23 protein-coding genes are annotated in these 21,261 nt (G+C 71.2%); 14 read left to right on the top strand and 9 right to left on the bottom strand.

Annotated features, from left to right (window positions below):
* Positions 1-28: 28 nt before the first annotated feature.
* Positions 29-1,018, top strand: coding sequence for an NAD(P)H-quinone oxidoreductase (locus FFT21_RS14120; protein ID WP_137814300.1), 990 nt, complete (start codon positions 29-31; stop codon positions 1,016-1,018).
* Here FFT21_RS14120 and FFT21_RS14115 read toward each other — a convergent pair.
* Positions 1,015-2,214, bottom strand: a complete 1,200-nt coding sequence (locus FFT21_RS14115; protein WP_137814299.1) for a cysteine desulfurase-like protein — start codon at positions 2,212-2,214, stop codon at positions 1,015-1,017. The genes FFT21_RS14120 and FFT21_RS14115 overlap by 4 nt on opposite strands.
* Positions 2,215-2,421: 207 nt before the next feature.
* On the opposite strand from FFT21_RS14115, the gene FFT21_RS14110 reads away from it, so the two are divergent.
* The 6 genes from FFT21_RS14110 to FFT21_RS14085 all read left to right on the top strand — a co-directional run bounded on the left by FFT21_RS14110 (position 2,422) and on the right by FFT21_RS14085 (position 7,058).
* Complete coding sequence (locus tag FFT21_RS14110; RefSeq protein WP_371856798.1) at positions 2,422-2,904, top strand: bacterial proteasome activator family protein; 483 nt, start codon at positions 2,422-2,424, stop codon at positions 2,902-2,904.
* Positions 2,905-3,079: 175 nt separating this feature from the next.
* Positions 3,080-3,931: a class I SAM-dependent methyltransferase gene (locus FFT21_RS14105; RefSeq protein ID WP_225978400.1), complete on the top strand. Its 852-nt coding sequence runs from the start codon at positions 3,080-3,082 to the stop codon at positions 3,929-3,931.
* A 47-nt stretch (positions 3,932-3,978) separates the two neighbouring features.
* A complete protein-coding gene (gene wzm, locus FFT21_RS14100; RefSeq protein ID WP_137814296.1) occupies positions 3,979-4,890 on the top strand; it encodes a galactan export ABC transporter permease subunit Wzm/RfbD in 912 nt (303 codons plus the stop codon).
* 16 nt (positions 4,891-4,906) lie between these two features.
* Positions 4,907-5,725, top strand: a complete 819-nt coding sequence (gene wzt, locus FFT21_RS14095) for a galactan export ABC transporter ATP-binding subunit Wzt/RfbE (RefSeq protein ID WP_137814295.1) — start codon at positions 4,907-4,909, stop codon at positions 5,723-5,725.
* Between the two features lie 91 nt (positions 5,726-5,816).
* Entirely contained in the window at positions 5,817-6,725 is a 909-nt protein-coding gene (glfT1, locus tag FFT21_RS14090; RefSeq protein WP_137814294.1) for a galactofuranosyltransferase GlfT1, read from the top strand.
* A gap of 78 nt (positions 6,726-6,803) precedes the next feature.
* Positions 6,804-7,058: a hypothetical protein gene (locus FFT21_RS14085; RefSeq protein ID WP_137814293.1), complete on the top strand. Its 255-nt coding sequence runs from the start codon at positions 6,804-6,806 to the stop codon at positions 7,056-7,058.
* Positions 7,059-7,064: 6 nt separating this feature from the next.
* Here the strand turns inward: FFT21_RS14085 and FFT21_RS14080 are convergent, their stop codons facing one another.
* A complete protein-coding gene (locus FFT21_RS14080) occupies positions 7,065-7,493 on the bottom strand; it encodes a GtrA family protein (RefSeq protein WP_225978399.1) in 429 nt (142 codons plus the stop codon).
* A gap of 129 nt (positions 7,494-7,622) precedes the next feature.
* Between FFT21_RS14080 and dprE1 the strand changes: the two genes are divergently transcribed.
* The 6 genes from dprE1 to FFT21_RS14050 all read left to right on the top strand — a co-directional run bounded on the left by dprE1 (position 7,623) and on the right by FFT21_RS14050 (position 11,599).
* Positions 7,623-8,978 carry a decaprenylphosphoryl-beta-D-ribose oxidase gene (gene dprE1, locus FFT21_RS14075; protein ID WP_225978405.1) on the top strand — a complete coding sequence of 452 codons (1,356 nt, stop codon included), beginning with the start codon at positions 7,623-7,625 and terminating at the stop codon, positions 8,976-8,978.
* Positions 8,975-9,730: a decaprenylphospho-beta-D-erythro-pentofuranosid-2-ulose 2-reductase gene (gene dprE2 / locus FFT21_RS14070; protein WP_137814290.1), complete on the top strand. Its 756-nt coding sequence runs from the start codon at positions 8,975-8,977 to the stop codon at positions 9,728-9,730. Before dprE1 ends, dprE2 begins: the two co-directional genes overlap by 4 nt.
* A gap of 93 nt (positions 9,731-9,823) precedes the next feature.
* On the top strand, positions 9,824-10,087 hold the full coding sequence (locus FFT21_RS14065; protein WP_137814289.1) for a hypothetical protein: 264 nt from the start codon (positions 9,824-9,826) through the stop codon (positions 10,085-10,087).
* The gene (locus tag FFT21_RS14060) at positions 10,084-10,272 is read left to right on the top strand and encodes a hypothetical protein (protein ID WP_137814288.1); all 189 of its coding nucleotides are present in this window, start codon (positions 10,084-10,086) and stop codon (positions 10,270-10,272) included. Before FFT21_RS14065 ends, FFT21_RS14060 begins: the two co-directional genes overlap by 4 nt.
* 17 nt (positions 10,273-10,289) lie before the next feature.
* Positions 10,290-10,709, top strand: a complete 420-nt coding sequence (locus FFT21_RS14055) for a hypothetical protein (protein ID WP_137814287.1) — start codon at positions 10,290-10,292, stop codon at positions 10,707-10,709.
* Between the two features lie 56 nt (positions 10,710-10,765).
* Positions 10,766-11,599 carry a phosphoribosylaminoimidazolesuccinocarboxamide synthase gene (locus FFT21_RS14050; RefSeq protein WP_137814286.1) on the top strand — a complete coding sequence of 278 codons (834 nt, stop codon included), beginning with the start codon at positions 10,766-10,768 and terminating at the stop codon, positions 11,597-11,599.
* A gap of 16 nt (positions 11,600-11,615) precedes the next feature.
* Here the strand turns inward: FFT21_RS14050 and FFT21_RS14045 are convergent, their stop codons facing one another.
* From FFT21_RS14045 to FFT21_RS14015, 7 genes are all read right to left on the bottom strand, one after another.
* Positions 11,616-13,637 (bottom strand): arabinofuranosyltransferase, encoded by a 2,022-nt coding sequence (locus FFT21_RS14045; RefSeq protein WP_137814285.1) that lies wholly within the window; start codon positions 13,635-13,637, stop codon positions 11,616-11,618.
* Between the two features lie 120 nt (positions 13,638-13,757).
* A complete protein-coding gene (locus FFT21_RS14040; protein WP_137814284.1) occupies positions 13,758-14,672 on the bottom strand; it encodes a decaprenyl-phosphate phosphoribosyltransferase in 915 nt (304 codons plus the stop codon).
* Positions 14,669-15,196, bottom strand: coding sequence for a phosphatase PAP2 family protein (locus FFT21_RS14035; protein WP_225978398.1), 528 nt, complete (start codon positions 15,194-15,196; stop codon positions 14,669-14,671). Before FFT21_RS14035 ends, FFT21_RS14040 begins: the two co-directional genes overlap by 4 nt.
* 68 nt (positions 15,197-15,264) lie before the next feature.
* A complete protein-coding gene (glf, locus tag FFT21_RS14030) occupies positions 15,265-16,452 on the bottom strand; it encodes a UDP-galactopyranose mutase (protein ID WP_137814283.1) in 1,188 nt (395 codons plus the stop codon).
* 148 nt (positions 16,453-16,600) lie between these two features.
* Positions 16,601-18,577 carry a glycosyltransferase gene (locus tag FFT21_RS14025; RefSeq protein ID WP_307722935.1) on the bottom strand — a complete coding sequence of 659 codons (1,977 nt, stop codon included), beginning with the start codon at positions 18,575-18,577 and terminating at the stop codon, positions 16,601-16,603.
* A gap of 173 nt (positions 18,578-18,750) precedes the next feature.
* Positions 18,751-19,380 carry an endonuclease gene (locus FFT21_RS14020; RefSeq protein ID WP_137814328.1) on the bottom strand — a complete coding sequence of 210 codons (630 nt, stop codon included), beginning with the start codon at positions 19,378-19,380 and terminating at the stop codon, positions 18,751-18,753.
* A gap of 39 nt (positions 19,381-19,419) precedes the next feature.
* Positions 19,420-20,322 (bottom strand): LLM class flavin-dependent oxidoreductase, encoded by a 903-nt coding sequence (locus FFT21_RS14015; RefSeq protein ID WP_137814282.1) that lies wholly within the window; start codon positions 20,320-20,322, stop codon positions 19,420-19,422.
* A gap of 108 nt (positions 20,323-20,430) precedes the next feature.
* Between FFT21_RS14015 and FFT21_RS14010 the strand changes: the two genes are divergently transcribed.
* Positions 20,431-21,243, top strand: coding sequence for an HAD family hydrolase (locus FFT21_RS14010; protein ID WP_137814281.1), 813 nt, complete (start codon positions 20,431-20,433; stop codon positions 21,241-21,243).
* Positions 21,244-21,261 lie beyond the last annotated feature (18 nt).

The following is a 21,261-nucleotide window of genomic DNA, read 5'->3' as shown; positions in this document are numbered from 1 at the left end:
GTCCGGCCGGGCGGATTACGGTCGGGACATGCACGCGATCACGACCCGCGAGCCGGGCGGACCCGAGGTGCTGGAATGGACCGAGGTGCCGGACCCGGAGCCCGGTCCGGGTGAGGTGCTGCTGGACGTGGCGGCCACCGCGGTGAACCGCGCCGACCTGCTGCAGCGCCAGGGCTTCTACCCGCCGCCGCCCGGTGCGTCCGAGGTGATCGGGCTGGAGTGCTCGGGCACGGTCGCGGCGCTCGGCGAGGGGGTCACCGGCTGGCGGGTCGGCGACGAGGTGTGCGCGCTGCTCGCCGGCGGGGGCTACGCCGAGCGGGTCGCGGTGCCCGCCGCGCAGCTGCTGCCCGTGCCCGCCGGGGTGGACCTGGTCACCGCGGCCAGCCTGCCCGAGGTGGCCTGCACGGTGTGGTCGAACGTGGTGATGCTGGCCGGGCTGGGCAAGGGCGACGTGCTGCTGGTACACGGCGGCTCGGGCGGGGTCGGCACGCACGCCATCCAGGTGGGCAGGGCGCTGGGCGCGACGGTGGCGGTCACCGCGGGCTCGGCCGAGCGGCTTGCCCGCTGCCGCGAGCTGGGCGCTGACATCGCGATCAACTACCGGGAGCAGGACTTCGTCGAGGAGGTCCGGGGCGCCACCGGCGGGCACGGCGCGGACGTGGTGCTGGACAACATGGGTGCCAAGTACCTGGCCCGCAACGTGGACGTGCTGGCCACCGACGGGCACCTCGTGGTGATCGGCATGCAGGGCGGCCGCAAGGCCGAGCTGGACCTGGGCAAGCTGCTGCCGAAGCGCGGCAGCGTGTCCGCGGTCGGGCTGCGCGGCCGGCCGGTGGACGGCCCGAACGGCAAGGCGGAGATCGTCGCGGACGTGCGCGCCCGGCTGTGGCCGCTGATCGAGAGCGGCACGGTACGGCCGGTGGTCCACGAGGTGCTGCCGGTGCGGCGGGCCGGGGACGCGCACCGCGCCCTGGACGCCGGCGGCGTGTTCGGCAAGCTCGTGCTGCGAGTCCGCTAGCCCAACCCGGCCAGCGCGCGGACCAGCTGGTCGATCTCGACGGCGTTGGTGTAGTGCGCCAGCCCGACGCGGACCACTCCACCCACCTCGCCGACGCCGAGGGCGGCGAACACGCCGTGCGTGCCGGGGTCGGCGAACGCGCACACGCCGCGCTCGGCCAGGTGCTCCAGGGCGTCGGCGGCCTTGACCCCGCTGACCGTGAAGGACAGCGCGGGCACCCGGCGCATCGCGTCGCCGATCACCATGATGTGCCGCAGCGCGCGCAGCTCGTTGATCAGGTTGGCCAGCAGCCCGGCCTGGTAGGACTTGACCGAGCCGAGCGAGGTGAGCAGCCGCTCCCGGCGCGGTCCCACCGCGGCGTCGTCCAGCGCGGCCAGGTAGTCCACCGAGGCGACCAGCCCGGCCAGCAGCGGGTACGCCGGCGGCCCGAGTTCCAACCGGTCCGGGCCGCGCGCCCCGGGCTCCAGCGAGCAGGACGGCAGCCGGTCCAGCATGGAGGCGTCCCGGAAGGCCAGCGCGCCCACCGGCGGGCCGCCCCACGCGCTCGCGGACACCGCCACCACGTCCGCGTTCATCGAGGTGATGTCCAGCGGGATGAACGGCGCCGCGGCCGAGGCGTCCACCACCACCATCGCCCCGGCCTGCTTCGCCACGTCGGCGATCCGGCGCAGGTCGGGACGGGTGCCGACGGCGCCCGAGGCGGCGGTGACGGCCACCACCTTGGTGCGCGGCGAGACCAGGTCGTCGTACTGCCACGCGGGCAGCTCGCAGGTCTCGATGTCCACCTCTGCCCACCGCACCGAGCTACCCGAGCGCTGGGCGGCGCGCTGCCACGGCGCCACGTTCGCCGGGTGGTCCAGGCGCGACACGACGACCTCGTCCCCGAGCATCCAGCCGTCGCCGAGCGCGTCGGCCAGCCGCTGGAGCAGAACCGCTGAGCTGGGTCCGAGCACCACGCCTGCCGGGTCGACGCCCACCAGGTCGGCCACGGCGCGGCGGGCCGCGTCCACGATCGCCTCGGCCCGCTGGGAGGCGGGAAAGATCCCGCCGGGGCCCGAGACCGGGGCGCGCAGCGCGGTGGACACCGCGGTGGCGACCTGTTCGGGCACCTGCATGCCGGCCGGCGCGTCCAGGTGTACCCAGCCATCGCCCAGCGCGGGGAACAGCCCACGAACTCGAGCGACGTCGAACGCCATACCGCACACCGTACGGAGCAGGACAAGTGGCCTGCCCTTCGGGGGCTACCCGGGGTAGCGCGGGTTCGGGCCGGGGCACCGCGATGCCGCTCGCCTGCGGCCACCCGAACGCGACAGGATGGGGGCATGAACCAGCCGAACGAGAGCGCTGCCGACAAGCCCGAGCGTGGGCAGCACGTGGTCGTGGTCGGCCCGGACGGGGCCCCGATGGGCACCGCCCGCATCCCCACCGGGGACAACGACAAGGGCGACCACCATGAGGTCGCCGACCAGGTGGAGGAGCCGGCCAAGGTGATGCGGATCGGCACCATGATCAAGCAACTGCTCGAGGAGGTGCGCGCGGCGCCGCTGGACGAGGCCAGCCGCAACCGGCTGCGGGAGATCCACCGGTCTTCCATCCGCGAACTCGAGCAGGGCCTCGCCCCCGAGCTGCGGGACGAACTCGAGCGGCTGACGCTGCCGTTCGAGGAGGACGCCACGCCGTCGGACGCCGAGCTGCGCATCGCCCAGGCGCAGCTCGTCGGCTGGCTGGAGGGCCTGTTCCACGGCATCCAGACCGCCCTGTTCGCCCAGCAGATGGCGGCCAGGGTGCAGCTGGAGCAGATGCGGCGGGGTGCCCTGCCGCCCGGCACCGGCCAGCTCGACCACGAGGGCGGCCCGCACATCAGGGGCACCGGCCAGTACCTCTGACAGCCTGTCCGGAACAGGCACTGACAGCCCGGGCGGCGGCCGTGCCCAGCGGGAACGCCGGGCGCGGCCGCCCCTGTACCTGGCGGGCCGGCGTGCCGACATCATGGGGGCGGACCCCGCCCGCGCGGAAGCCGCCCAAGCCGCTGACGTCACCCGAGCCGCCGAGAGGACTGCCGTGCCGTACCCGCCGCGTCGCCGGAAGCTGCATCCCGACCACCTCCGCAGGGCGCTGCGGGACAAGGCGCTGCGGGTGGTGGACGAGGTGGTGTCCCGCTACCACGCCCGTCAGGTGGAGGAACTGCGCGCCGCCGTCGAGTCGCTGCGCGGTGAGCTGGAAGAAGCCCGGCGCAGCCTGCGGGAGGAGGTCCACCACGCGGTGCGGCAGTACGAGATCCGGGCCCGGCGCGACATGGTCTACGCCGGTGAGCAGGAGGCGGCCCGGCAGAGCGCACGGTTCGTCCGCGAGCACATGCCGGCCGCCCACCAGTTCGGCAACCCGCAGGAGACACTCGAGTACGCCTTGACGCAGGCGCCGGACACCGGCGGGTTGGCCCTGGAGTTCGGCGTGTACGAGGGCACCACGCTGAAGGCGATCGCCGCCGCCCGGCAGGGCCGCAACGTGTACGGCTTCGACTCGTTCGAGGGGCTGCCGGAGAACTGGCGCAACGGCTTTCCCGCGGGCACCTTCGCCATGGCGGCGCCGCCCGAGGTGCCCGGGGCGGAACTGGTGGTCGGCTGGTTCGACGACACGCTGGGCCCGTTCCTCGCCGAGCACCCCGAGCACGTGGACTTCCTGCACGTCGACTGCGACCTGTACGCGTCCGCGAAGACCGTGCTCGACCTGGTCGGCCCGCGGCTGCGACCGGGCAGCGTCATCGTCTTCGACGAGTTCTTCAACTTCCCCGGCTGGCCGGAGCACGAGTACCGCGCCTGGCGGGAGTACGTCGAACGCACCGGACTCACGTTCGACTACCTGGCGTACACCTACGACAACGAGCAGGTTGTCGTGCGTGTGACAACGGTGTGACCGCCCGGCGACGAGTTGTGCGGACTGCCGCCGGTACCCTCAGTCCCGTGCAAGCGACCAGCACGATCGACGCGCCGACCGCGGCGCCCCTGCCCGGGCCGCCGCCACGCAGTTGGGCACGTGCCGTCGCGGACATCCGCGACGGCCTCCGCGAGCGCGAGCTGTGGAGTCACCTCGGCTGGCAGGACATCAAGCAGCGGTACCGCCGCTCGGTCATCGGCCCGTTGTGGATCACCATCAGCATGGCGGTCACCGCGCTCGCCCTCGGCATCCTGAACGCGGCCCTGTTCGGCACCCAGATCGCCACCGTGCTGCCGAGCATCACCGTGGGTCTGATCGTGTGGAGCTTCGTCAGCGGCTGCATCATGGACGGCGCGGACACGTTCATCGTGAACGAGGGCCTGATCAAGCACCTGCCTGCGCCGCTGATGGTCTACGTGCTGCGCACGGTGTGGCGGCAGATCCTGCTGTTCGCCCACAACCTGGTGGTCTACGTCCTGGTCTGCGGAATCTTCATCTGGGCCATCGACAAGCCATACCACGTGATTCCCAACGGCATCACACAGCCCGGCCTGAACTGGGGGATCGTGCTCGCGATCCCGGCGTTCGCACTGATCGTGCTGAACGCCGGATGGGTGACGGTGCTGTTCGGCATCGCGGCCACCCGGTTCCGGGACATTCCGCCGGTCGTGCAGAGCTTCATGACGCTGATCTTCTACATGACCCCGATCATGTGGCAGGCCGACCTGCTCTACACGAATGGCCGGACGTCGTCGATGGCCCACCTGCTCGCGCTGAACCCGTTCTACCACGTCGTCGAGATCATCAAGGCCCCGCTGGTGGGTCTGCAGCAGAGCTGGACACACTGGGTGGTGGTCGGTGGTTTCACGATCGTGGGCTGGGCACTGGCGCTGCTGGCGCTGCGCAACTACCGTGCCCGCGTTTCCTACTGGGTGTGAGTGAGGCTTTCGCGAGATGGTCAGCATCGAGGTCCGTGACGCGGCGGTCGACTTCCCGATCTTCGACGCGAAGAGTCGTTCACTCAAGAAGCTCGTCCTGGGCAAGGTCGGGGGCAAGATCGGCACCGACTCGAAGGTGCCGATCATCGAGGCGCTGCGGGACATCACCGTGTCCTTCAAGCAGGGCGACCGGGTGGGCCTGGTCGGCCACAACGGCGCCGGCAAGTCCACCCTGCTGCGCCTGCTGGCCGGCATCTACGAACCCACCCGGGGCAGCGCGCGGATCGAGGGCAAGGTCGCCCCGGTGTTCGACCTGGGCGTCGGCATGGACCCGGAGATCTCCGGCTACGAGAACATCATCATCCGCGGCCTGTACCTGGGCATGACCCGCAAGCAGATGGAGGAGCGGGTCGACGAGATCGCCGAGTTCACCGAACTGGGCGACTACCTGTCCATGCCACTGCGCACCTACTCCACCGGCATGCGGGTGCGGCTGGCGCTCGGCGTGGTCACCTCGATCGACCCGGAGATCCTGCTGCTGGACGAGGGTATCGGCGCGGTGGACGCGGCGTTCCTGGAGAAGGCCCGCGACCGGCTCACCGACCTGGTCAAGCGGTCCGGTATGTTGATCTTCGCCAGCCACTCGGACGAGTTCCTGTTCGAGCTGTGCAACACGGCGATCTGGATGGACGAGGGCCGGATCAGAATGCAGGGCGGACTGCGCGAGGTGCTCACCGCGTACAAGGGCCGTGACCCGCTGGAGACGCTGCCGCCCGAGGTCCTCGACCGGATCGGCGAGGCGCCGGCGCTCAGCGGCAACGGCGAACACGCGTGACGCACGCCGCCGTTCCCGCCGCGCGCGACGTACCCTGTCCCGCGGAAGCACACCCCTCCACCCGGAACCAGCCGTCAGCGGAGGCGACATCGTGACCACCGCGGGATCCGCGCTGCCCCCCGGTGCAGTGGTGGCCGTGGTGGTCACCCGGCACCGCCGCGAGCTGCTCGCGCACTCGTTGAAGGTGCTGGCCGCCCAGACGCGGATACCCGACCACCTGGTGGTTGTGGACAACGGTCCGGACCAGCCGGCCCGCGACGTGGTCGAGCAGTGCCCGATCCCGTCCACCTACCTGCTTTCCCACCGCAACCTGGGCGGTGCCGGCGGCTTCGCGCTGGGCATGCTGCACGCGCTCGCGCTGGGCGCCGAGTGGGTGTGGCTCGGCGACGACGACGGCCGGCCGGCGGACGAGCACGTGCTGGCCACCCTGCTGGAGGAGGCCGAACGGCAGCGGCTGGCCGTGGTGTCCCCGGTGGTGGCCAACATCGACGCGCCCGAGCGGCTGGCGTTCCCGCTGCGCCGCGGGCTGACCTGGAAGCGGCAGACCGCCGAGCTGGGCACCGACTTCCTGCCCGGCATCGCGTCGTTCTTCAACGGGGCGCTGTTCCGGGCGTCCACTCTGGACGTCGTGGGCGTGCCGGACTACCGGCTGTTCTTCCGTGGCGACGAGGTGGAGATCCACCGCAGGGTGGTGCGTAGCGGGCTGCCGTTCGGGACCAGCCTGCGGGCGATGTTCCTGCACCCGGACGGGTCGGCCGAGTTCAAGCCGATGCTCGGCGGGCGGTTCCACGCGCAGGACCCGGAGGATCCGGTCAAGCGGTACTACACCTACCGCAACCGCGGCTACCTGCTCTCCCAGCCGGGCATGCGGAAGATCGGCGCACTCGAGGTGTTCCGGTTCGGGCTGTACTTCCTCGGCGTGCGCCGCGACCCGAGGGCCTTCCTGGAGTGGCTGCGGCTGGTCAACCGCGGCCGCCGGGAGCTGTTCTTCCGCAAGTGAGTTCTCCCGTGGGCGTAATCGGTCCGCCCAGGGTGAAACCGCATTGCCGGGTGATCTTGCCGCTGGTGTGCTGGCCCCATGAGCCAACCGACGACCAAGCGCGCCCTGGTGCTGCACGTGACCAGTGGCGAGGCGGTGCTCTTCGGGGTGTCCCAGGAGACCGCGGACGAGTTGCTGCCCCGGATACCCGATCTGATGGCCACGGGTTCGGTGGAGACGCTCACCGGCGCGGACGGTACCCCGTTCGTGGTCAACTTCCGGCATGTGGTGACCGCGCACGTGGGCCCGCTGCCCCCGCTGGCGCACGTCTACGGCGCCACCGGGTTCCGCTGACCGGCGTCAGGCGTGCCGCCAGATCACCAGGCGCAGTACCAGGAAGTTGATCGTGGTGGCACTGCCCTGGGCGATCACCCAGGCGACGCTGACCTTCCAGGCGAACTCCGGCAGCACGTGCAGTGACAGCGCGTTCATTCCCACGTTGACGAAGAACGTCGTCACATAGAGCAGCACGAACTGGGCCAGCGAGGTGGCGCTGCCCTGCACGTTGAAGGTCCACCGCTTGTTCAGCAGGTACGCGGTGGTGGTGCCGAGAATGAAGCTGCACCCCTTGGCCACGCTCACCCAGAAACTGTGGTTCAGCCCCAGGTGCAGCAGCATCTGGTAGGTGCCGTAGTCCACGACCGCGGCCAGGCCACCGACGATGACGAAGCGGAAGAGTTGGGTCACCAGGCCGATCCGAGCCGGGTGCGCCTCCACCGCTGCCTCCACGTGACCACCTCGCACGCGCCGCTGGCAATACCGGCCGCCGAGTCTAGGGAAGCGGCCGTCATGCGCGGCACGCGGGCACCCGGGAACGCGCGGAGTGGGCCATATACTCTGGCACCGGTGGAGGCTGGAATCAACGACCTGCGACGGCCGCTGACCGGCTGGGGACGGACCGCGCCCACCACGGCGCACGTTCTCCCGGTCTCCGGTCTCGACGAACTGTCCCGCGCGGTCCGCGAGGCGGGTGAGCGCGGCATCATCGCCCGTGGCCTCGGCCGCTCTTACGGGGACCCGGCGCAGAACGCCGGCGGCGTGGTGGTCGACATGACCGGGCTGAACCGCATCCAGGGGGTGGACGCGGACGCCGGCCTGGTCACCGTGGATGCCGGGGTCAGCCTGGACGCGCTGATGCGCCGGATGCTGCCGTACGGGCTGTGGATCCCGGTGCTGCCGGGCACCCGGCAGGTGACCGTCGGCGGCGCCATCGCCTCGGACATCCACGGCAAGAACCACCACAAGGACGGCTCCTTCGGCAACCACGTCAAGGCGCTGGACCTGCTCACCGCGGACGGCGAGATCCGCACCCTCACCCCGGACGGGCCGGAGTCCGAACTGTTCTGGGCGACCGTCGGCGGCATGGGCCTGACCGGGATCATCACCAGGGCCACCATCCAGCTCAAGCGGGTGGAGACGGCGTACTTCCTGGTCGACACCGACCGCACGGCCAACCTCGACGAGCTGATGGAACTCCTCACCGCCGGGGACGACGACTACACCTACTCGGTGGCCTGGTTCGACTCGATGGCCACCGGGGCTTCGATGGGCCGGGCCATCCTGACCCGCGGCTGGTCGGCGAAGGTGGCGGACCTGCCGAAGAAGCTGCGCGACGACCCGCTCGGGTTCAACGCGCCGCAACTGTTCACCGCGCCGCCGATCTTCCCGAACGGCCTGGTGAACAGGTTCACCATCCGGGCGTTCAACGAGCTGTGGTACCGCAAGGCGCCCAAGAGCCGGCGGAACGAGGTGCAGAACATCACCCAGTTCTTCCACCCGCTCGACCTGGTCGGCGAGTGGAACCGGGTGTACGGCTCGAACGGCTTCCTGCAGTACCAGTTCGTGGTGCCGTTCGGCGCGGAGGACACCTTCCGCCGGTGCATCGAGAAGATCAGCTCGTCGGGCCACGTGTCGTTCCTGAACGTGCTCAAGCGCTTCGGCGAGGGCAACCGGGCCCCGCTGTCCTTCCCGACCCCGGGCTGGACGCTGACCGTGGACATCCCGATCGGACCGCGCCTGGGCCAGCTCTGCGACGAGCTGGACGAGCTGGTGCTGGACGCCGGCGGCCGGCTCTACCTGGCCAAGGAGTCCCGCACCTCGGCGGCCACGCTGCAGCGCATGTATCCCCGGCTGGACGAGTGGCGCAAGGTGCGCGCCGCCGTCGACCCCAACGGCATCTTCTCCTCCGACCTGTCGCGAAGGCTGGCACTGTGATCGACGCGGTTGGCAATCCCCAGTCCCTGTTCCTGCTCGGTGGCACCTCCGAGATCGGCCTGGCCATCGCGGAGCGGTACGCGGCGCGTCGGCCGCTGCGGATCGTGCTGGCCGGCCGGCCCTCCCCGCGGCTGGACGAGGCCGCCGCCCGACTGCGGGCCACCGGGTCGACGGTGACCACGCTGCCGTTCGACGCCCGCAAGCCGGAAACCCACGCCGACGTGGTGGAGAAGGCGTTCGCCGAGGGCGACATCGACATCACGGTGGTCGCGTTCGGCCTGCTCGGCGACAACGAGAAGGCGTGGACCGACGTCGAGGCCGCCCGCGAGCTGGCCGAGGCCAACTACGTCGGCGCGGTCACCGTGGGCGTGGCGCTGGCCGACCGGCTGCGCCGGCAGGGACACGGCTCGCTGGTCGCGCTCTCCTCGGTGGCCGGGGAGCGGGCCCGCCGGTCGAACTTCGTCTACGGCTCCACCAAGGCCGGCATGGACGCCTTCTACTACGGGCTCACGGACGCACTGCGGCCGTACGGGGTGCACGTCACCGTGGTCCGGCCCGGATTCGTGCACACCAAGATGACGGCGGGCATGAAGCCGGCACCGCTGGCGCAGACCCCCGAGCAGGTGGCCGACGTCGTGGTGGACGCGGTGCGCCACCACAAGGAACTGGTCTGGGCCCCGGCGGCGTTCCGCTGGGTCATGTCCGTGCTCCGGCACCTGCCCCGGGCGATCTTCCGCCGCATCCCCGCCTGATCCGCTTGCGGCGGCTCGTGTGAGCCAGCGTGCTGCTGGCCGCACGCTGGGTGCGACGCTGATCACATCCGTTCAGCGTCCGAGGAGGACGCCGTGGACGTGGTCGTCGAGGTCGGCGACGAAGGATTCAGTCCGCCATGGTCGGAGTTCTCCCCGTACCAGACGAATGCGTTGAGCGGGTACTCGCCCGCCGGTGTGTGCGGCGACGTCGACGGCCTGGTGAAGCAGCTCGACGCAGGTGTGCACATCACCCAGGCGCAACCGCGCCAGAGCGAGGTCGGCGCCGACAATGCCGCTCAACGCCGACCGCGCCGCCGGGCAGCCACGCACCGTCGCACAAACAGGGGGCTTTGGTGATACGCCAGACACGGGAGCTGGTGGCGCGGATCGCGTCGGTCAACCGGGAGATCGCCCGCACCGGGTTGTCCCTTGTGGACGGTGAGGTTCCGGCCGAGATGGTGCACCAACTCGGACGGCGCCTGGTCGAGCTGGGGCAGGAACTCCAGCGCTGGCGCGACCCCGACGCCGCCGGGGAGGGATAGCGCGATGCCGTCCAACGTTGCCTTCCCCCCGGCACGTGCTCTGCCTGGACGCCGACTTCGCCAGCACGTGCAGCACCGCCGTGGATGTCATGCCCGACCGGAACGGTGTCGTGCTGCGGCTGGCCTGCCTGACGGCGTTCACGGTCGTGGTCGACATCGAGGCCGCTGATGCCTTGATGGACGCACTGCGCACCGGAGACATCGGAGCCGTGCTCGCCCACCACGACCAGCGCGGCCGCGTGCTGCTCGGCGTCCGCCCACACCCGCTGCCCGGTGCGCCGGCCGCCGTGGAGCTGGCGCCGATGGAGCTGGAACTGCACCTCTCGCCCCGGCACAGCGTGCGGCTGGTGTTCAGTCGTTCACGGGCGCACGAACTGCTCCAGCACCTCGCGGACGCGCGTGACGTGCTGAGCAGGGTTGCGGGCCGCCGGCAGTGAGCGCGCCGGTAGGTACGATCCGGTCGTCAGCGGTCCGGAGGATGCGGGGACGGTGAATGAAGCACATCCACGCCGGGAAGGTGCGGGACCTGTACACGATCGACGGCGACCTGCTGCTGGTCGCGTCCGATCGGGTCTCGGTGTACGACGTGTCGTTGCCCACGCCGATCCCGGACAAGGGCAAGCTGCTCACCCAGCTCTCCGTGTGGTGGTTCGAGCGGCTGGCCGACATCGTGCCGAACCACCTGATCTCCGCCACCGACGTGCCCGCCGAGTTCGCCGGCCGGGCGATCCGCTGCCGGCCACTTGAGATGATCCCGGTGGAGTGCATCGCTCGCGGCTACCTCACCGGGCTCGGCCTGCGCGAGTACCAGAGGCACGGCACGGTGTCCGGGGTGCCACTGCCGGCCGGGCTGACCGAGGGCAGCCAGCTACCCGAACCGATCTTCACCCCGACCACGAAGGCCGAGGTCGGCCACGACGAGTTCATCACGTTCGAGGACGTGGCCAAGGCGGTCGGCGCGGACACCGCGGAGCGGCTGCGCGACCTGACCATCCGGATCTACCAGGCCGGCGCGGAGCACGCGGCGCGCAACGGCATCATCATCGCGGACACCAAGCTCGAGTTCGGCTGGGACGCCGACGGCACTCTCACCCTGGGCGACGAGGTGCTCACCTCGGACTCGTCCCGGTTCTGGCCGGCGGACGAGTGGCGGCCGGGCCGGCCGCAGCACTCCTTCGACAAGCAGTTCGTCCGCGACTGGTCGACCAGCACCGGCTGGGACAGGACGCCGCCCGGCCCGGAGATCCCGGACGACATCGTGCGGGCCACGCGGCAGCGCTACATCGACGTGTACGAGCGAATCACCGGCCACCGCTGGACCGGCTGACCGTGCACCGCGGAGTTCAGTGGCGGGCGATCACCACGAACGGGCCGACGTCCTGCTGGGCGAAGGTGGGCGAGGCGAACAGCCGTTCGGGGAACACCACGTCGTAGGCGCCGACGTTCGGCGTTCCGGGGAAGGTGTCCCGGGTGAGCCGCACGTGCAGCCCGTCCGACTCGCGACGCAGCACGAACACGTCCGGAGCGCGATGCGGGTTGGCGGCCAGCCGGTGCAGCAGGTCGGCCGCGTCCCTGGCCTGCGCCCAGGACGCCACCTCGGCGCGCCGCGCGTCGAAGTCGGCGAGCGGGTTGGCGTAGTGCGGCGTGGACTGCTGGAAGCCCCGGTACGGCTGAAACGACAGGATCTCGGAGTACGTGCTGAGCACCACCACGTCCTGCGGCGGCCGGCCGGTGAGCCGGTCGATGGTGTCGATCAGCCGCCCGTTGTAGGACCCGTCGTCGCTGGGCGAGGACTGCCGCAACGCGGTCACCCCGGTCGGGTAGTAGTCGTGGTAGGCGGAGTAGATCGCCGGGGACAGGCGGTGCGGGGTGGCCTGCGCCACGCCGACGGCGGCCAGGAAGCCCACGGCGACCACCACGGTGACCGCCCTGCGCCGCTGGTCGTCACGCACCAGCCGGAGACCCCAGCGGACCAGTTCCACCACGCCGAGTACGCCGGCCGCGGCGAACACCGCGTTCAGCGGCACCTGGATGCGGAAGGCCAGCAGCGTAGTCTTGCGCAGCAGGTCCAGAGTGGACAGCGCGAACCACAGGTAGCCGCCGGCCGCGCTGATCAGTAAAGCCCTGGCCCGCTCGTCCCGCCGGGCGGTGAGCAGCATCCAGGCGGTGCCGACCAGGCACAGCACGCCGAACAGTGACGGCTCCAGCATCGGCAGCGGGAACACCGCGCCGTCCGCGGGTAGGTAGCGTGGCGCCACGCCGGACGGCATGCCGGCGCGGACGCTGGCCACCAGGTACGGCGCCCAGACCAGCAGCATGATCGGCAGCGCGGACACGCCGACCACGACGAGGCGCAGCAGCACCACGCGCAGCACGGTCGGCCACGCTGGCCCGGGTTCGCCCCGCCGGGCGGCCAGCCACGCCGCGCCGACCACCGAGGCGCCGGCGAGCACCAGGACGAACACCGCGAAGCCGAAGTACAGCGTGTAGACGGCGCCGGCCAGGCCGACGTAGCAGCCCACGCCGACCAGCGCCCAGCGGTGCCGGTGCGCCGGCGGCTCGGCGCGGCCCAGGCCGGCGTGCAACGCATGGTGGGCGAGCACCACGATCGGCGGGAGCAGCCCGGCGACCAGCCAGGAGTACGGCTCGGTGGCGCTGCCGTCGGTGAGCGCCACGGCCACCGTGGTGGTCAGCGCGACCAGCAGGGCCAGGTGCCGGCGCAGCACCACGCTCCACAGCACGAATCCGGCGGCGGCGACCACCGCGACGGTGGCGATCGCGTACGGCTTGAACGCCTCCCAGCCGGGCCTGCCGATCAGGTTGGCGAACCGGCCGCCCAGCCAGAACCAGCCGGCCGGGTAGTACGGCGGCAGGCCCGCGTAGTTCATGTCGGACAGCGCGGGCGAGCTGGTCATCCTGGTCAGGTACTGGGTGCGGAAGACCTGGTCGATGGAGATGCCGCCGAAGTAGAAGTGGGTGCCCGCCAGCGGCAGCGCCAAGGCCATGGTGACCAGCGCGGACAGCCCGGACCACGAGCCGAGCAGGGTCCACCACGGCCACCGCTGCGGCCGCCGCCAGCGCCACAGCACCAGCGCGCCCAGGGCGAGCAGCACGACGGTGGTGCCCAGGGTGGCCAGCGCGGTGGCGGCGTTGGTCGGGAACGGGATGTGCGCCCGCCCGATGACCCACTGCAGCACCACGCTGACCAGCGCGGCGACCGGCACGGCGACGGCGAGTTCGCCGGCGACCCGGCCGGGTGAGCGGCGCTGGCCGCAGCCGCCGTCGGCCGGCCCGTGCGTGTCCGGTTCGGCCGCGACGGCCCCACCCCGCTGGGCCTCACCAGCTTCCGACCATGTCGTCACCATGTGACTCCGACTCCTTACCGGCGGCCCCCACGCACCGAGCTGACCTGCGAACTCATGGTTCCACACCGCGGGTGGACCATCGCGGGCGGCACGGTCACGGCGGCCATCCGGGTAGGAGCGTCAGGACAGGTAGAAGGCGAGCGACACGGCGACGAACCAGATGCCGCCGAGCGCCTGGAGCACCCGGTCGCTGAGCGCGATCTCGTCCGGCGCGCCGGCCTTGCCGCCGTCCACGTCCACCGCGTACCGCAGCACCGCGACCACGAATGGCACCATGGACACCACCGACCACACCGAGTGGGTGCGCTGGTGCAGCTCGAACGCCCACAGGCCGTAGCTCATGATCAGCACCGCGGCCGAGGTGGCCCAGACGAACCGCAGGTAGCTGCTGGAGTACTTGCGCAAGGAGGCCCGGATCTCCGCGCCGGTCTCCTCGAACAGCCGGATCTCCGCGTACCGCTTCCCGGCCACCATGAGCAGCGAACCGAACGCGGTAATCAGCAGGAACCACTGCGAGAGGTAGATCTTGGCGGCGAGACCGCCGGCCATCGAGCGGAGCAGGAAGCCGGAGGCGACGATGCACAGGTCGACCACCGGCTGGTGCTTGAGCCCAAAGCAGTAGCCGAGCTGCACCGCGATGTAGACGGCCAGCAGCAGGGCCAGCGGCCAGCCGGTGACGAACGCCACCGCGAGCCCGGCCGCGGCGAGCAGCACCGCGGCCACGTACGCGACCGGCACCGGGACGATGCCGGCCGCGATCGGCCGGAACCGCTTCTTCGGGTGCGCTCGGTCGGCCTCCACGTCGATCGCGTCGTTGACCAGGTACACCGCGGACGCGCACAGCGAGAAGGCGACGAACGCCAGCAGCGCGGCGATCAGTACGCCGCGGTCAAGGATCCGGCCCGCGGTGAACGGCGCGGCCAGGACCAGGACGTTCTTCACCCACTGCTTGGGCCGGGCGGTGCGGACCAGCCCGACGACCATCGGCACCGGCCCGGTCTTCTGCGCCTCGGTTGTCTGCACGCTGCTGCTCATGACTTCCTCTTCGGTCGCACCCAGCGGCGCAGCCCGGCCGCGACCGCTGCGCCCAGCGCCGAGCCCGCCATGACGTCGGACGGATAGTGCACGCCGAGCAGGAGCCGGCTGACCAGCATCGGCGGCACCAGCACGGGAAAGAGCCTGCGCCCGAGCAGCCGGCCGTAGAGCACGGCGGCGGCGGTGGTCGAGGTCGCGTGCGAGGACGGGAAGCTCAACCTGCTCGGCGTGCCGACCAGCACCTGCACCCCCGGGTCGTCCGGGCGGTGCCGCTTGACCACCCGCTTGACCGCGATGGACGCGCCGTGCGCGGCGACCACCCCGGCCGAGGCGACCAGCCAGTCCCTCCGCCGGCGGCGGTCGACCAGTGCGCCCAGCAGGCCGAGCGCGAACCAGCCCGCGCTGTGCTCGCCGAACAGGGACATCGCGCGGGCGGCCTTGACCGCCGGCGGCTTGGCCAGGGCTCCCTGGACCCTGCGGACCACGGCGGTCTCCCCACCGCCGAATGGCAGATTGCCGTTCAACGTTCCTCCGCGCCTGGAGTCGGATGGCGTTGGCGCACCTTGCCGCCGCCGGTCGGCCTGGTCTCGGCTCAGTCGTCGAGCGAGCCGTCGAGCGGACGCCCCTCGGTGAGGTGCGGTGCGATCTTGTTGTCGAAGGCGCTCAGCGCGGAGCCGATCGCCATGTGCATGTCGAGATATTTGTAGGTACCCAGCCGGCCGCCGAAGAGCACGTTGCGCTCCCGGGCCTCCCGCTTGGCCAGCTCACGGTACTTCTCCAGCTTGGCCCGGTCGTCGGCGGTGTTGATCGGGTAGTACGGCTCGTCGCCGTGCTCGGCGAACCGGGAGTACTCGCGGACGATCACCGTCTTGTCGGTCGGGTAGTCCCGCTCCGGGTGGAAGTGCCGGAACTCGTGAATCCGGGTGAACGGCACGTCCTCGTCGGCGTAGTTCATCACCGAGGTGCCCTGGAAGTCGCCGGTGGGCACGACTTCCTGCTGGAAGTCGAGCGTCCGCCAACCCAGTTCGCCCTGCGAGTAGTCGAAATACCGGTCCAGCGGTCCGGTGTAGACGACCGGGGTGCCCTCGGGGATCTGGTCGCGCACGTCGAAGAAGTCGACGTTCAGCCGCACCTCGATATTGGGGTGATCGGCCATGCGCTCCAGCCACGCGGTGTACCCGTCGACCGGAAGTCCCTCGAAGGTGTCGTTGAAGTACCGGTTGTTGAAGTTGTAGCGCACCGGCAGCCGGGTCACGATCGCCGCGGGCAGTTCCTTCGGGTCGGTCTGCCACTGCTTCGCCGTGTAACCGCGGAAGAACGCCTGGTAGAGCGGGCGGCCGACGAGCGAGATCGCCTTTTCCTCGAAATTCGTGGCGTCCTTGCTGTCGATCTCGCCGGCCTGCTCGGCGACCAGCGCCCTGGCCTCGTCCGGCGTCATGTACCGGCCGAAGTATTCGCAGATCGTGGCCAGGTTCACCGGCATCGGGTAAACGCGGCCCTGGTAGATCGTGAACACCCGGTGCTGGTAGCCGGTGAACTCGGTGAACTGTCGGACGTAGTCCCATACCCGCTTGTTCGAGGTGTGGAACAGGTGCGCGCCGTAGCGGTGCACCTCGATTCCGGTCTCCGGTTCCGCCTCGGAATAGGCGTTACCACCGATATGATCACGGCGCTCCAGCACCAACACCCGCTTGTTCAGCTGGGTCGCGGTGCGCTCGGCAACCGTGAGGCCGAAGAATCCGGAACCGACGACGATCAGGTCGTAGCCTGCGAAGCTCACGGTGGAGCAGGGTACCCACGTCACGGCGCGTCACCGAACCCCCCGTCCGAACGGACCATCCGGTCCGCCGAACCGCAGCGCACAGGCGTGCCGGGTGCACCCGCACCCGGCACGCCACGTAGTGCCACGGCCGTGTCCCCGTTCACGGTCACCCGTTCTCGAAGACCTTGCGCCAGGACTCGACCGAGGTCAGCTCGGGCAGCGCGTCCCGGTAGGCCCGCCGCAGCCGGGGCCACTCGCGGACCAGCCGCCGGTAGTTGCGGACCGCCCGGGTGGCCAGCTCGCGGAAGGCCTGCGGGTCACGCCGGCGGAACGCCACCCCGCTGCCGTCCGCATTGGACACCGTGGCGCTGTCGAGGTTGCCGAGCAGGAACCAGCGGGCGTTCGCCGCCGGAACGTTGATCTGCGGCCGGTCCTTGGCCGACGGCTCCGGCGCGCTCAGGTTGTGCACCAGCGCCTTGGACGCCCGTGCCGCGATGACCACCGGGTTGACCGGCGGCTTGAGCAACTGCTCGGCGCGCACCAGGTCGAAGGTCGGCGGCGGGAACTCCCGCGCGGACGGCAGCACCTGCGCGTCCGAGTACTTGCTGCGCAGCTCGCGAATCTCCGGCAGCGCGCCGCGCAGGCTGTCGAACAGCTTCGCCGGGCCGGCCAGGAAGTCCTCGATGGCCTTCTGCTGCACCGCCACCGTCGAGTACTCCATGGAGAGCAGGTGCCGCAGGGACAGCTTGAGGCCCTGCTTGAGCAGCGTGGACCGGACGTCGTACGGGCTGTGCAGCGCGGCCATGATCAACCGGTTCCGCACGTGGAAGTACGCGGTCCAGTCGGTGGCGTCGTTCTTGTCCGTCCACGGCATGTGCCACACCGCCGAGCCGGGCAGGGTGACCGTGGGGAAGCCGTGCTCCTGCGCGCGCAGCGAGTACTCCGCGTCGTCCCACTTGAGGAACAGCGGCAGCGGCAGGCCGGTGCGCTCGATCACCTCACGCGGGAAGGTGCACATCCACCAGCCGTTGTAGGTGGCGTTGATCCGGGTGTGCAGCTCCTCGGTCTCGCGCAGCGGCTCCTCGCCGAAGTCGTGGTCGGTGACCGCGCCCGGAGCCGCCCGCCACAGGCAGGAGTGCAGGTCGACCACCTCGCCCATGCTGTGCAGCCGGGCCCGGGCCTGCAGGTTGAGCATCTGGCTGCCGACGATCGCCGGCTGTGCCAGCGCGCGGGTGAAGGCGTTGGCCCGCAGGATGCTGTCCGGCTCCAGCCGGATGTCGTCGTCCATCAGCATGACTTGTGGGACGTCGGTGTGCTCCATCGCCTCGTACAGGCCACGGGTGAACCCGCCGGAGCCGCCGAGGTTGTCCTGTTCGATGACCTCCAGCCGGTCGCCGAGCAGCTCCGCGGCCTCGGCGAAGCCCTCGGTGTCGCGCACCTTCTGCGCGCCCTGGTCGGCCACGAAGACCTTGTGCACCACGTCCAGCACGGCCTGGTCGTCGCCGAGCGCGCGCAGCGCGATCACCGCGTCCACCGGGCGCATCGTGGTCATCCCGATGGCCATCTTCTGCTCGGGCAGCTCCTGGTCGGTGGTCCAGGCCGCCTCCCGGATCTCCAGCGTGGAGTCGTCGGTGAAGACGTCGAACCAGATCCAGCCGCCGTCCTCGAAGGGCGTGAGGTTGACCCGCAGCTCCAGCTCGCTGAGGGCGCGCGGGCTGCGTACCGGGTGGCCCTGCAGGTGCACGATGTCCCCGGTCGGCTTGGACCGGTAGACGTCGATGCGGCCGGAGCCGCGCACGGTGAGCCGGAGGACCACTTCCTCCACCACGGTCCAGCGCTTCCAGTAACTGGCCGGGAAGGCGTTGAAGTACGCGGCGAAGGACACCCGGGCGGACTTCGGCACGGTGACCGCGCGGCGCGAGGACACGTGGCAGTGGGTGTTCGCCGGCTCGTCCAGGTACAGCGGCCGGACGTCCAGCGGGTCCTCGTCGCGCGGCAGGATCACCCGCTGGAGGACTCTGCGCGGATCGATCTTGGATCGCCCGGAGGCGACACGCACCGAGGTGACGTCGCTCAGCTTGCTGTCCTCGACCTGTTCCTCAGCGGCCTGGCCGGTGGCTTCGGCGCTCGCCTTTTCAGTCACGTCGCGTCCTCCAGGGGCCGTGGTGCAGGCACGACCCGCTCCGTTAGGGCGGAGTAATCGGTAGCGGGACGGTCCGGCGACCGTTCGTCCGCGCGGTGGCCCCAGGGTACCTGCGCGTCTGTCAAGCCCCGAGAGGGTCGTTGGACCGACGTGGCGTAACAACGTGGCTACGGTCAGGCGGCGGAACGTAGCTCCTCGGCGAGCTTGCGGTCCAAGGTCACCCGGACGAGTGCGGCGGCGAACCGGGCCATCTGGTCGTCCGGCACCATGCCGGCGAGCTTCTCCGGGTCCTCGGGCAGTCGCAGCTCGCGGGCGCCGGAGAGGGTCTTCTTGTCGAAGTGCGGGCGCACCTCGGGCCACACCGCCTGCACCTCGCGGCAGAAGATGTCCGCTCCGGTGGGGCCGATGCCCTTCACCTCGGTGAGCAGCCGGTGCAGCTTCCGCGGATCACCATCCGCGGCCTTGCGCATCCGCCGCAGGTCGCCACCGTACTTGTCGAGCAGCAGGCGGGCGCCGTCGCCGAGCGTGGTGGCGGTGCTCTCGTCGTAGCGGACGTAGTGACCGCGGCCCAGCGCGTCCACCCGCTGCTGCCACGTCGTGTCCACGGTCTTCTCCGGCGTGGTGCAGCCGGCCGCGAACAGCTCCCGGGCCGCGGCGACCGCGATGTCAGCCTTGATCCGCGCGGACAGCAGCACGGCCAGCACCAGGAGCTGGTACAGCGGGGCCGGCGCGTCACGCAGCTTGATGCCGGCCTCGTCGGCGTAGGTCCGGCCGCACGCGTCCAACGCCCTGCGCACCTTCATGTCCACGTCCCGGGCGTACCCCGCCGGGCGGCCGGTCAATCAGCGCGGCGAGCGGCTGCGCTCCAGCTCGGGCAGCACGTCGGTGGCCACCGTCTCGAGCACCGACTCGTGCCCGGCGAACACGCCCTCGCCGCGCGGCCAGTGCGCCACCACGTCGGTGAAGCCGAGTTCGGCCGCCCGGCCGACGGCGTCCCGGAAGCACTCCGCGCTGGAGAGCGAGTAGACGGGGCCAGCATCCAGGTTGACGTAGCGGTCCACCGCGGTGGGTGGCCGGCCGGTCGCCGCGAGGGTGTCGTCGAACCGGCGGGACAGCTCGGCCAGCGAACGCCACCACGCCGCGTCGTCGTCGCGGTCGGTGCCGGTGGTCACCCAGCCCTGCCCGAACCGGGCGGCCACCCGCATGGTCTTCGGTCCGTTGGCGGCCACCACGAACGGCATCCGGGGCCGCTGCACGCAGCCGGGCGCGCTGCGCGCGTCCACCGCCGCGAAGTGCTCGCCGCGCCAGGTGGTCCGCTCCTGGCTGAGCAGCAGGTCGAGCAACTCGACGAACTCGCCGAACCGGGCGACGCGCGCCCGCACCGGCGGCGGCGGTTGACCCAGCACGGTGTCGTCATAGCCGTTCACGCTGCTGCCGCCGGCGCCGAGGCCGAGCACCACCCGGCCGTCGGAGATGTCGTCCAGGGCGAGCAACCCGCGGGCGAACGGCACCGGGTGGCGGTAGTTCGGCGTGGCCACGAGCGTGCCCAGCCGGATCCGCGAGGTGACCATGGCGGCGGCGGTGAGGGTGGGGATCGCGCCGAACCACGGGCCGTCCACGAGGGTGCGCCAGCCCAGGTGGTCGTATGTCCAGGCGTGGTCGAACCCGTACTCCTCGACCGCCCGCCACTTGGGCTCGGCCACCCACCACCGGTGTTCTGGAAGCACCACGATGCCTGCGCGCACGGCGAGCGACCCTAGCGGTCACCGGCAACCCGAGGGAACGGCTGCGGCTGGCGATTTCGGCCATCTGCTCGGAACTGCCGGTTCAGGAACGGCGTGCAGGATGGAAGGGTGGAGAGACCTCGCCTGGTGGCCTCGGACGTGGACGGCACCCTGCTCGACCCGATGGAGCGGGTCACCACCCGAACGCTGCGCGCGATCCGCAGGGTGGAGGCGAGCGGCACGCCGTTCGTGCTGGTCAGCGGTCGCCCACCGCGGTGGATTCCGCGGGTGGCGGCGGCCGCCGGGGTGCGCGGCTACGCGGTGTGCGCGAACGGCGCGGTGCTCTACGACATCGGTGCGGACCGGGTGCTGACCGTGCGCGGGCTCGACCCGGTGCTGCTGCACGACGTGGTCGGCGCGCTGGACGCCGCGCTGCCCGGCTGCGCGGTGGCCACCGAGCGGGTGGGCGACTCCGCGCTGGCGGGCGCCGCCCGCCAGTTCCTCGCCGAGTACGCCTACCAGCACCCGTGGCAGGACGGTGACCACGCGGCCGCGCCCCGGGCCGAGGTGCTCGGCCACCGCGCGGTCAAGCTGCTCATCAGGCACGAGGGGATGAACAGCGAGGAGATGGCCCGGGCCGCGGCGGCGGTGCTGGACGGCCAGGTGCACGTCACCTACTCCAGCGGCGCCGGGCTGCTGGAGGTGTCCGCACCCGGGGTGACCAAGGCCACCGGGCTGGCCGAGGTGGCCGAACTCACTCGGGTGGACGCGGCCGACGTGGCCGCGTTCGGCGACATGCCGAACGACGTACCCATGCTGCGCTGGGCCGGGCACGGGGTGGCCGTGGCCAACGCCCACCCGGAGGCGCTGGCGGCCGCGGACGAGATCACCGCGCCCAACTCCGAGGACGGCGTCGCGCTCGTCCTGGAACGCTGGTTCTGACAACCCGTCCCGCAACGG

Origin of the sequence: Gandjariella thermophila (assembly GCF_005405885.1) — a bacterium.
GTDB lineage: Bacteria > Actinomycetota > Actinomycetes > Mycobacteriales > Pseudonocardiaceae > Gandjariella > Gandjariella thermophila.
Note: the sequence above shows the minus strand (reverse complement) of the source record. Positions and strands in the feature narration are given on the sequence as shown.